Raw genomic sequence first — 10,653 nt, 5'->3', positions numbered from 1 at the left:
ATTTAATTTTTTAACCATTATTATTCTATACAAAATTATTTTTAATACATTATTCTAATTTATTATTATTGATTATTTTATTCATATATTCTTCTTACATTAAATCTTTACTATCTCTAATTCTCTAATATAACACTGATTTAAAAGAAAAAATACAATTCTATTATTTTCTTAGGCATAAAAAAAGCCAAGCTAAAAAACTTGGCTTTTTTCTTTTGGAAACAACAAATCTTATAATCTTGACTCGTATCTTCTTAACATATACAGTTTTTTTAACATTTTCTTTCTAGCAGAAATTTTTTGCTTTTTTCTGATTTCAGTCATTGGTTCAAAATATCTTCTAGCTCTAGTTTCAGTAACGATTAGGTTTCTGTCACATTGTTTTTTAAATCTTCTATATGCTTCGTCAAAAGATTCATTATCTTTAACTTTAATGCCTGGCACTAAAATCACCCTCTTTCTTTTAAAATTTAGGGTTTCATTATATTTAAATAATACTTAATTCCTATTTAACTAATATTTTAATAGAATAAAATTTGAATAATAAATAAGTATAATATTTTTAAGAGGTAAAAATGATAGATTTAAATGATAAAAAATTAGAATTAGATTATCCTTGTAGTTGGGAATATAAACTTGTTGTTTTAGAAACTACGAATATAAAACAAACGGTAAAAGAAGTTATATTTGAAAGAGAACATAAAGTAAAAGAATCAAAAGTAAGTAGCAAAGGAAAATTTAAAAGTTATACTTTAGAGATGCTTGTTCATAATGAAGATGATAGAAAAGAGATTTTTAAACTCTTAGGTGAACATGGTGATATAAAAATGATTATCTGATTTATAGCTTTATTCAAAAGATAAAGCTATAAGTTCTCTTTTGAATAATTCTTGATTTAATTTTTTTATTGCAGTTTGATAGTGTTTTTGAATAGTCTCTTCATCATCTCTTACAATACTTTTAATTTCATCTATAGATTTTCCTTCTTCAAAAGCGATAAAAGTTTTGTACTCTTTTCTTGTAAATTTTCTTTTTAGTACTTCTTGTAATTCTTCTTCACTTTTTAGTGTTCCAACAAGTTTTGTAATATGTTTTTGAATTGAATTTGTGAAATTCATAATAAGTATTTTCCTTTTTAGTTATTTAACCAATTTTCTAAGTTTTTTAGATCATCATAAGATGTCATATCCAATTTAATTGGAGATATTGATACATAATTTTCTTTTATTGCTTCAAAATCACAACTTTGATCTTCTGAAGCTTTCCAAATAAGTGGATGAAGACCAATCCAGTAGTATTCCTCACCTCTTGGATTTATATGTCTATCAGAATCTGTTCCATACTCTCTAAACCCTGCTTTAGTAATTTTCATACCTTTGCATTCATTTGGTTTTATTGGGGGAATATTAACATTTAAAAACTTTCTTTCATCTAATGGAAAAGAGTTATTTAAAATTCTAGTTGCAAGTTTTACAATAGTATCTTTTGCTAATTCAAATTCCCATCCATTTTGTATATCTTGACATCTATTTTGACAAACTTGTGAAATTGCAATAGCTGGTATTTTATGAATCACTGCTTCCATTGCTGCACTTGCTGTTCCACTATAAGTTATATCTTCACCCATATTTGCACCAATATTTATTCCACTTATTACTAAATCAGGTTTAAACCCTTCTTTAAATAAATTTCCTAAAGATAAAAAAATACAATCTGTTGGGCTACCATCATCAATTTTATAAAAATCATCTTTTATGCTAATAAGTCTTAATGGTTTATCTAAAGTTAAAGAGTGCCCACATGCTGATTTATTATTAGCAGGGGCAACAACTGTTATTTTAGCAATTGGACTTAAAGCATCTATTAAAGCCTTTAATCCAACGCTATCATATCCATCATCATTTGTCAGTAGTATATGTTTCATCTACTAAATAAACTCCTTCTAATTGTTTTATTAAATTTTCTACATTTGAAGTTACTTTAAAACCTGTTTCAAGTTCTAAATCTGCTAATTTTGATTTAATTATAAGTTTTAGTTCTCTTTTACCTTGATTATTGGCAATAATATCAAATAGTTTATACATAATATTTTCATCTTCACTAAATGCAATAGCAATATTTAAAGGTGGCTCTTGAACTTCTTTTTGTTTTATTTTTAATTTTTCTTTTTGTGCATCAAATATAGTTTCTATTTTTAAAACACTGATTCTTGTAAAACTTTCATTTTTAGAAATTCTTACTTTAAATGCAATTGGTTCTTCATGATTGTATTCATCTTGAAGCTCTTTTAATTTATCTTCAAAAAGCATAAATTCGATTGTTCCATGAAAATCTAAGATTGAAACAATTCCAAATTTATTTCCTTTTTTTGAAGTTTTTTCTGTAATTGATTCAATTTTTCCTACAAAAAGTGCTTGGCTTCCATCTTCAAGTTCATCAATTTGAGAAGATAAAGTAAAGTTTATTTTTTCTAAATCTTTTTTATACTCATCAAGTGGGTGTCCTGAAACATAAAAACCTAAAGTAGCTTTTTCAAATTCTAAAAGTTCTTTAGGATCAAATTCATTTAGATGTTCTAATTCAATATCTATTTTTGTTAGTTCTTCACTATCTCCAAAAAGTGAACCCGTCATCATTTTTTTAGCTGTTGCTGCTTTTCCAACTGTATCAACTATCTTTTCTATTTGGCTTAATAAAGATTTTCTTGTATAACCAAAATTATCAAATGCACCAGCTTTTGTTAAAGATTCTATAACTCTTTTATTTACCTTACTTCCATCAATTCTTGATATAAAATCAGGTAAGTCTTTAAAAGAGGCATTTCCTCTTGCATTCAAAATAGCATTTATTGCAACATCACCAGCGCCTTTAATTGCACCCATTCCAAACATAACAACTTCTTTACCATCTATTTTTTTTGCAGAAAATACTAAATCTGATTTATTTATATCTGGTGGAAAAAGTTCTAATCCTAATCTTTTTGTTTCATCAACATATTTTACAACTTTATCAGTATTATCTTTTTCAAGTGTTAATAGTGCGGCCATAAATTCTGCTGGATAATAGCATTTTAAATAAGAAGTATAAAATGTTACAAGTGCATAAGCAGCAGAGTGAGATTTATTAAATCCATATCCAGCAAATTTTACAATTAAATCAAAAAGTTCTTCTGCATAAGCTCTTGTATAACCTTTATTTTGTGCACCATCTGCAAATTCACCTTTTAATCTATCCATCTCTTCTTTGATTTTTTTACCCATTGCCCGTCTAACAAGATCGGCTCCTCCAAGTGAGAAACCTCCTACGCTTTGAACAATTTGCATAACTTGCTCTTGATAAACGATAACTCCATAAGTATTTTCAAGAATTGGTTTTAATGCAGATTCAAGCTCATCATGGAAATAGTCAATTTTTGCACGACCGTGCTTTCTTTCAATAAAATCATCAAGCATTCCTGATTCCATAGGTCCTGGTCTATAAAGTGCAAGCACGGCGATGATATCCTCAAAATTTGATGGTTTTAATCTTTTACATAAATCTTGCATACCATCAGACTCTATTTGAAATAATCCAATTGTATTTCCTGTTTGAATTAGGTCATAAACACCTTTGTCATTTACGTCTGTTGTAATGAAATTTACTCGTTTTCCATGGCGTTGTTCGATTAGTTTATTTGCTTCTTCAATAACAGTTAAAGTTTTAAGTCCAAGAAAGTCAAATTTGATTAAGTCAACATCTTCAATATATTTTCCATTGTATTGAGTGGCTAAAGTATCAAGACCACTTGGTTTAAAAAGTGGTGTTTTTTTCCATAAAGGTTCATTTGAAATTACAACTCCAGCTGCATGAGTTCCCGCATTTCTATTTAATCCTTCTAATGCTAAAGCATATTCCCAAACTCTTGCAGCTTGTGGATCTACTTCACAAAGTTCTTTTATTTTTGGTTCTTTTTCCCAAGAATTTTTTAAATCTATTCCTAATTCGTCAGGAATTAATTTTGCCATTGCATCTGCTTTTGAATATGGCATATCAAGAACTCTTGCAACGTCTCTAATAACTCCTTTTGCTAAAAGTTTACCAAAAGTGATAATTTGAGCAACGTTAGCACGACCATACTGTTGAACAACATAATCAATAATTTCTCCTCTTCTACTTTGACAAAAGTCCATATCAATATCGGGCATTGAAACCCTTTCTGGATTTAGAAACCTCTCAAAAAGTAAACCATAAGGAATAGGGTCAATATCTGTAATTTTTAAAGAAAATGCAACTAAACTTCCAGCAGCCGAACCCCGTCCTGGACCAACTGGAATTCCCATTCTTTTTGCAACAATTACGAAATCCCAAACGATAAGCATATAGCCAGGAAATTTCATATTATTTATAATTTCAATTTCAACTTCAAGTCTATCTCTATATTCTTGATGATGTTCAGCTGGAACAATTTTTAACCTATCTTCTAATCCTATTCGACATTCATGAATGAATAAAATTTTGTCATTTTCAAGTGAATATTCATTGTCTGGTTCAGGTAAAGTCAAACCAGCTTCTTGTGATTTTTGTCTTGTAAATTTAAAATTTGGAGGAGTTGGATTTCCTAGTTTTATAGTTAGATTACATTTATCAGCTATTTCTTGTGTTGCTTCTATGGCTTCTGGAATATCTGAATATAATTTTGCTATTTGTTCTGGTGATTTCAGATAAAACTCATGCACACTATGTCTTAATCTATTTGGGTCATCATAAAGTTTATTCATGGCAATACACATAAATGCTTCATGAGCATCGGCATCTTTTTGTTCTAAATAGTGAGTATCATTTGTGGCAACTACTTTTATTCCTGTCTCTTTTGAAAGTTTCAAAATTTGATCATCAACAAAAAGTTGGTCAGATATTCCATGACGCATAATTTCTAAGTAAAAATCGTCACCAAAAATCTCTTTATATTCAAGTGCAATTTTTTTTGCCTCTTCATAACCTTTTGCACCAAATTTTACATTTCTTTCACTTTGTGTATTTAGATGCCAATTTATTTCACCTTGTAAACAAGCTGCACTACAAACTAAACCTTCAGAATTTTCTTTTAAAATTTTTTTATTAATTCGAGGATAATAGTAAAAACCATTTATATACGCTTGAGAACTTAGATACATAAGGTTTTTATAGCCAATTTCATTTTTTGCATACAAACATAAGTGATATCTTTGTCTATTTGTTTTATCACTTATATCTTCACTATTATGAATATATGCTTCCATTCCAATGATTGGTTTTATTCCTTCATCTCTCATGGCATTATAAAAAGCAATCGCTCCAAACATATTTCCATGGTCTGTCATAGCTACACTTGTCATTCCAAGTTTTTTTAATTTTTTTGCTAGAGGTTTTATTTTATTTGCACCATCAAGTAATGAGTATTCAGTATGTAAATGTAGATGGGTAAATTGTGGAATTTGTGACATTTTATAATCTTTTTATTTTTAGTATATCCAAAAAATGATTTTGGCTACTTTAACATAAGAAGAGATTAACTTCTTATGCTAATAATCCATTTTTTACATTTTCATAAGTTTCTTTTGATGTGAGAGTTTTTACTATTTCAAGTGCAAATCTCATAGCAGTTGCAGGACCTCTTGAAGTTATTACATTTTCATCTATTACAATATCTTCTTTTGAGTAACCATCAAGTCTAATTTTTTCTTCAAAACTAGGATAACAAGTGAAATTTTTATTTAAAACATCAGCTTTATGTAAAGCATAAGGTGCAGCACATATGGCTGCAATTTTTTTTCTTTTTCCTTTAAACTCTTTTAATAAATTTTGTACATTAATATCTTCAGCTAAAGTAAAAGCATTTGGAAGACCTCCAGGTAAAACAATCATATCAAAATCATCTACTTTTATATTTTCAATTTTACAATCAGCTTCAATTTTTATATTATGAGCACCAATTGTTTTTAAATTTTCTATACCAGCTACTACAACTTCAATATTTGCTCGTCGACAAATATCAATTATTGAAATAGCTTCAATTTCTTCAAAACCATTTGAAATCGGAATAATAATTTTTGGCATTTACACTCCTTTAAAATTTTTCTTAAAATATTATATATAAGTTAGTTTTAACTTCTCTTATATAAAGTAGATATAAGTAATTTTTAAATAAAATCTTAAGAATTATAGAAAGGGGTTTTTATGTTTAAAAATATTTTTTTAGCTGCTGCACTTTTATTTTTTGTGACAGGATGTTCATACAAAGATAAAGATGTTCAAACTGAACATGAAAAAGTAGAAACTATGAAAGATGGAATGTCTGTTGCAAATTACAAACAAGAAAATATTACGGTTCAAAATAGCTTAGAAGCTACAATATCTTCACTTGCAACTCAAATAATGACAAATAAAAAACTTGATACAGCTAAACCTGTGCTTATTACATCTTTTGTTAGATTAGATCAATTTAAAACAACTTCAGAATTTGGAAGAGTTGTAGGAGAAAGTTTAATTGATGAACTTTCAAATAGAGGATTTAATATAATTGAGTTTAGAGGGCAAATGGCAGTTTCTATAAATGATAAAGGAGAATATTTTTTATCAAGAAAACCTCATGAAATTAAAAATGAAGTTCCTAGTACATATATAGTTGTTGGAACTTATTCAAGACAAAATGGAAAAGTTATCTTAAATGCAAGAGTTATTGATAATATTACGGGAAAAGTAATTTCAAGTGCAAGATCAACTTATGTACACAATTTAGCTCATGATTGTGTTTTATTTGGAGATTGTCCTCCAATGAGAACTGTAAAAATAGTAAAAGAGAAATAATTTATGACATTTAAAAAATTAGGAATTTTGAAATTTTTAGTAGTTTCAATTTTCTTAACTACTTTTTTTACTTCTTGCTCATATAAAAATCCAGTCACTAATGTCACAGATTTTCATTCAATGATTTCTGATATGGTTGATAAATCTGCATCAAAAATAAAAGGAAATGTTAGGTTAGGAGAAGTTGTATTAGTATCAGATTTTGTAAATTTGGATAATCTGCAAAATAGATCTCAACTTGGCTTTTTATTATCAAACATCTTAAAAGATAAAATATCATCTTTAAATATTATCATAAGAGAAATAGAACTTGGAAAAGAGTTTGAATTTGGCCCATCAGGTTTTAATCTTCTTACAAGAGAATATGGAAAAATTTTATCAAATCAAGTAAAGTCTAGATATGCTTTAGTTGGAACTTATTCTATTTCAAATAAAAGTTTAAATCTTTTTATAAAATTAATAGATATAAATAGTGGAAATATTTTAACTTCATCTTTCTCTAGAACTGATATTGATGATGAAATTATAAATCTTGAGGGAAATTATTCTATTGATAAAAAAGACAAACCAAAAGATCCACTTATAAGACAACCTTTGGTTTTATAAAATCTCTTGAATTAAGAATTGAGGAGTTATAACTCCTTTAAATTCATTTTTTGCAATAGATACAATTAGGTTAAGGTTATTTGAAATATTTTTATTTGAATCATTAAATTTTATAGCTTCAAAGATTACACCATTACTATTTAAAGTAAGTTTTAAATGATTTTTATCACGACCAATTAAATCATATTTTACTAAATTTACATTTGAGATTTTGAAAATTGGACGATGATTTTCCAATCCATAAGGTTCAAACCCTTCAATAATAGATAAAAATTCTAAATCAACACTAGAAACATCTAATTCTCCAAGTGTATCAATTTCAATATGTAAATCATCTTTAAAATTTTCTAATTCTTCATTTATTATTTTTTCAAATTCCTCTATGTTTTCTAATTTTAGAGATAATCCTGCAGCATTTTTATGCCCACCAAAACCTAAAAGTAAATGAGAAGTTTTTGAGATAAGTTCATATAAATTTATATTTGAATTTGCTCTTACGCTTCCTTTTGCAATATCATTTTCTTGAACTGTAAAAATAAAAGCAGGTTTTTTATATAAATTAGATAATTTTGAAGCAACTATTCCAATAACTCCTTCATGCCAGTTTTCATCCCAAACAATAATGGCATTTTTATTTTTATCGATTTTTAAATTTGCTTTATTTGAAATATCTTCTTGCAAAGTTTTTCTATAATTGTTTAGTTCATCTAATAAACTTAAAGATTCATTTGCACTAAAAGAGTCTTCAGATAATAAAAAATCTAAAGCAATAGTTGCATCATCCATTCTTCCAGCACTATTTAGTTTTGGAGCAATAAAAAAACCAATATCATCACTTATCAAAGATTCTTTTGACAAAATAGTATTTAAAAGTTTAAAAGCTTCTCTTGAAGATGATTTTAATTTTTTTAATCCTTGTTTTGTAATGGTATAGTTTAGTGCAGTCATAGGCATAATATCTGCAATTATCGCAATACATAATAAGTCAAGATAGTCTGACATATTTACATTTAAATTCATCTCTTTTTTTATTGCTGCACATAAATACCAAGCAACTTGAGCTCCACAAATATCTTTAAATGGAAAAGTACAATCTTTTTGTTTTGGGTTTATTATTGCAAGAGCTTCTGGTATTTTTTCACCAACTGTGTGATGATCTGTTATTATTAAATCAATATTTTTTTCTTTTAATTTTAAACTTGCTTCATAAGCTGATATTCCATTATCTACAGTAATTACCAAGCCTTTTTCTATTAAATCAATAATTTTAGTAGATAATCCATAACCATGTTCAAATCTATTTGGGATTATGTGATTTACTTTTATGTTTATTTGTTTAAAAAAATCAAGCATAATAGTTGTAGAAACAATGCCATCTACATCATAGTCACCAACTATAGTGATAGTTTCATTTTCTAAAATTGCTTTTTTAATTCTTTTTGTAGCAATATCTATATCTTTAAATGAAGTTGGAGGAGGAATATCTGCAAGTTTTGAATAAGGATTATTTACATGCCTTGCAGATAATAGTTCAAAAAGTCTATCTTTAGTTATTTTAGACATTATTTAGGTGAATTTGCTTGTCTTACAAATTCTAAAATAATTGGGTTTGGAGTTTCCAAATGAGAAGTAAATTCAGGATGGAATTGAACTCCAACAAACCAAGGATGTTCTTTTAATTCAACAGCTTCAATTAAACCATTTGATTGTCCAGAGATTATCATTCCTGCATTTTCTAAAGCTTCTTTATATTTTGGATTTGCTTCATATCTATGTCTATGTCTTTCATAATATACTTCATCATTTCCATAAGCTTTTTGTAATTTCGTACCTTTTAATGGTTCGAATGGATATTCTCCAAGTCTCATTGTACCACCCATTGGTGATTCATGAGTTCTTAATTGTTTATTTCCACTTTGATCAATAAATTCATCAATTAAATATATTAAAGGATTTTTTGTTTGCGCATCAAATTCAATAGAATTTGCATCTTCAATTCCTAAAACATTTCTTGCAAATTCTATAATAGATAGTTGCATACCAAGACAAATACCAAGATAAGGGATTTTATTTTCTCTTGCATATTTAATTGCTGCAATTTTACCTTCAACACCTCTATGTCCAAATCCACCAGCAACTAAAATTCCATCTGCATTTCCAATAACATCATAAACACCGATATCTTCTATTCTTTCACTATCACACCAGTGAATATTTATTTTTGTATTTAGATGCGCTCCGGCATGAATTAAAGCTTCAATAAGAGATTTATATGATTCTTTTAATCCTAAATATTTACCAACAAAAGCAATTGTAACTTCGTCTTGTGGAACTAAAATATTTTTTACTAAAGTATCCCATTTTTCCATATTTGGTTTAATTTTTATATTAAAGTGTTCAGATAATGGAGTTAAAATACCTTCTTTTATAAATTGAAGAGGCACTTGATATATTGATTGTGCATCACCAGCTTCAATAACAGCATTTCTATCTATGTCGCAAGATAATGCTAATTTATCTTTTAATGCTTTTGGTAACTCTTTTTCAGTTCTACAAACTAGCATATGAGGAGTTATTCCAATTCTTCTTAACTCTTGAACAGAGTGTTGAGTTGGTTTTGTTTTAAGTTCTCCTGCTGCTTTTATAAATGGAACTAAACTTACATGTAAATTCATAGTATTTGATTTTGGAAGTTCATGACGAATAGAACGAATAGCCTCTAAAAATGGAAGACTTTCTATATCTCCAACTGTTCCACCAATTTCAATAATTAAAAATTCATTATCTTCAGCAGCATCAAAAATTCTAGTTTTTATTTCATCAACTACGTGAGGGATTACTTGGATAGTTTTTCCTAAATAACCACCTTCTCTTTCTCTTTTTATAACACTTAAATAAACTTGCCCTGTTGTGAAACTATTTTTTTTAGTTAAAGATTTATCAATAAATCTTTCATAATTTCCTAAATCAAGGTCCGTTTCAGCTCCATCAGCAGTTACAAATACTTCACCATGCTCTAAAGGACTCATTGTTCCTGGGTCTACATTTAAGTATGGGTCAATTTTTAACATGCTTACTTTGAAGCCTGATTGTTTTAGTATTGTTGCAATAGATGCAGAAGTGATACCTTTTCCAAGTGAGCTTAAAACTCCACCCGTTACAAAAATGTATTTTGTCATTTTAAAAATTCTCCAATAAAAATCATTCAAATATAAATTAAAA

At 27.6% G+C, this 10,653-nt stretch carries 10 protein-coding genes; 3 read left to right on the top strand and 7 right to left on the bottom strand.

Features of this window, described 5'->3' with window-relative positions; genetic code table 11:
* Positions 1 to 231: 231 nt before the first annotated feature.
* A complete protein-coding gene (rpsU, locus tag B0175_RS03425; RefSeq protein WP_004511155.1) occupies positions 232 to 444 on the bottom strand; it encodes a 30S ribosomal protein S21 in 213 nt (70 codons plus the stop codon).
* Between the two features lie 131 nt (positions 445 to 575).
* Here rpsU and B0175_RS03420 point away from each other — a divergent pair, with 131 nt between their 5' ends.
* Positions 576 to 839, top strand: a complete 264-nt coding sequence (locus B0175_RS03420) for an HP0495 family protein (RefSeq protein ID WP_108527289.1) — start codon at positions 576 to 578, stop codon at positions 837 to 839.
* A 9-nt stretch (positions 840 to 848) separates the two neighbouring features.
* On the opposite strand, the gene B0175_RS03415 is transcribed toward B0175_RS03420, so the two are convergent.
* The 4 genes from B0175_RS03415 to B0175_RS03400 form a co-directional block, all read right to left on the bottom strand.
* Positions 849 to 1,118, bottom strand: a complete 270-nt coding sequence (locus tag B0175_RS03415; protein WP_004511152.1) for a hypothetical protein — start codon at positions 1,116 to 1,118, stop codon at positions 849 to 851.
* Between the two features lie 17 nt (positions 1,119 to 1,135).
* On the bottom strand, positions 1,136 to 1,924 hold the full coding sequence (gene surE / locus B0175_RS03410) for a 5'/3'-nucleotidase SurE (RefSeq protein ID WP_012148101.1): 789 nt from the start codon (positions 1,922 to 1,924) through the stop codon (positions 1,136 to 1,138).
* Positions 1,899 to 5,462: a DNA polymerase III subunit alpha gene (dnaE, locus tag B0175_RS03405; RefSeq protein WP_108527288.1), complete on the bottom strand. Its 3,564-nt coding sequence runs from the start codon at positions 5,460 to 5,462 to the stop codon at positions 1,899 to 1,901. The genes surE and dnaE overlap by 26 nt, the downstream gene beginning before the upstream one ends.
* 73 nt (positions 5,463 to 5,535) lie before the next feature.
* Entirely contained in the window at positions 5,536 to 6,075 is a 540-nt protein-coding gene (locus B0175_RS03400; protein ID WP_108527287.1) for a DJ-1 family glyoxalase III, read from the bottom strand.
* A gap of 120 nt (positions 6,076 to 6,195) precedes the next feature.
* Between B0175_RS03400 and B0175_RS03395 the strand changes: the two genes are divergently transcribed.
* Both B0175_RS03395 and B0175_RS03390 read left to right on the top strand, forming a co-directional pair.
* On the top strand, positions 6,196 to 6,825 hold the full coding sequence (locus B0175_RS03395; protein WP_108527286.1) for a FlgO family outer membrane protein: 630 nt from the start codon (positions 6,196 to 6,198) through the stop codon (positions 6,823 to 6,825).
* A 3-nt stretch (positions 6,826 to 6,828) separates the two neighbouring features.
* The gene (locus tag B0175_RS03390; protein WP_108527285.1) at positions 6,829 to 7,431 is read left to right on the top strand and encodes a FlgO family outer membrane protein; all 603 of its coding nucleotides are present in this window, start codon (positions 6,829 to 6,831) and stop codon (positions 7,429 to 7,431) included.
* On the opposite strand, the gene recJ is transcribed toward B0175_RS03390, so the two are convergent.
* Both recJ and B0175_RS03380 read right to left on the bottom strand, forming a co-directional pair.
* On the bottom strand, positions 7,426 to 8,994 hold the full coding sequence (gene recJ / locus B0175_RS03385) for a single-stranded-DNA-specific exonuclease RecJ (RefSeq protein WP_108527284.1): 1,569 nt from the start codon (positions 8,992 to 8,994) through the stop codon (positions 7,426 to 7,428). The genes B0175_RS03390 and recJ overlap by 6 nt on opposite strands.
* A complete protein-coding gene (locus tag B0175_RS03380; RefSeq protein WP_108527283.1) occupies positions 8,994 to 10,610 on the bottom strand; it encodes a CTP synthase in 1,617 nt (538 codons plus the stop codon). The genes recJ and B0175_RS03380 overlap by 1 nt, the downstream gene beginning before the upstream one ends.
* Positions 10,611 to 10,653: the final 43 nt, after the last annotated feature.

Origin of the sequence: Arcobacter lacus, assembly GCF_003063295.1 — a bacterium.
GTDB classification, from domain to species: Bacteria; Campylobacterota; Campylobacteria; order Campylobacterales; family Arcobacteraceae; genus Aliarcobacter; species Aliarcobacter lacus.
The sequence above is the reverse complement of the archived record's forward strand: the minus strand, read 5'-3'. Positions and strand labels throughout refer to the sequence as shown.

Excerpts from the sequence above, each read along its gene's own strand:
- B0175_RS03380 (WP_108527283.1), bottom strand. The coding sequence starts at position 10,610 with ATGACAAAATACATTTTTGTAACGGGTGGAGTTTTAAGCTCACTTGGA.
- surE (WP_012148101.1), bottom strand. The coding sequence starts at position 1,924 with ATGAAACATATACTACTGACAAATGATGATGGATATGATAGCGTTGGA.
- B0175_RS03395 (WP_108527286.1), top strand. The coding sequence starts at position 6,196 with ATGTTTAAAAATATTTTTTTAGCTGCTGCACTTTTATTTTTTGTGACA.
- B0175_RS03415 (WP_004511152.1), bottom strand. The coding sequence starts at position 1,118 with ATGAATTTCACAAATTCAATTCAAAAACATATTACAAAACTTGTTGGA.
- dnaE (WP_108527288.1), bottom strand. The coding sequence starts at position 5,462 with ATGTCACAAATTCCACAATTTACCCATCTACATTTACATACTGAATAC.
- B0175_RS03390 (WP_108527285.1), top strand. The coding sequence starts at position 6,829 with ATGACATTTAAAAAATTAGGAATTTTGAAATTTTTAGTAGTTTCAATT.
- B0175_RS03420 (WP_108527289.1), top strand. The coding sequence starts at position 576 with ATGATAGATTTAAATGATAAAAAATTAGAATTAGATTATCCTTGTAGT.
- B0175_RS03400 (WP_108527287.1), bottom strand. The coding sequence starts at position 6,075 with ATGCCAAAAATTATTATTCCGATTTCAAATGGTTTTGAAGAAATTGAA.
- recJ (WP_108527284.1), bottom strand. The coding sequence starts at position 8,994 with ATGTCTAAAATAACTAAAGATAGACTTTTTGAACTATTATCTGCAAGG.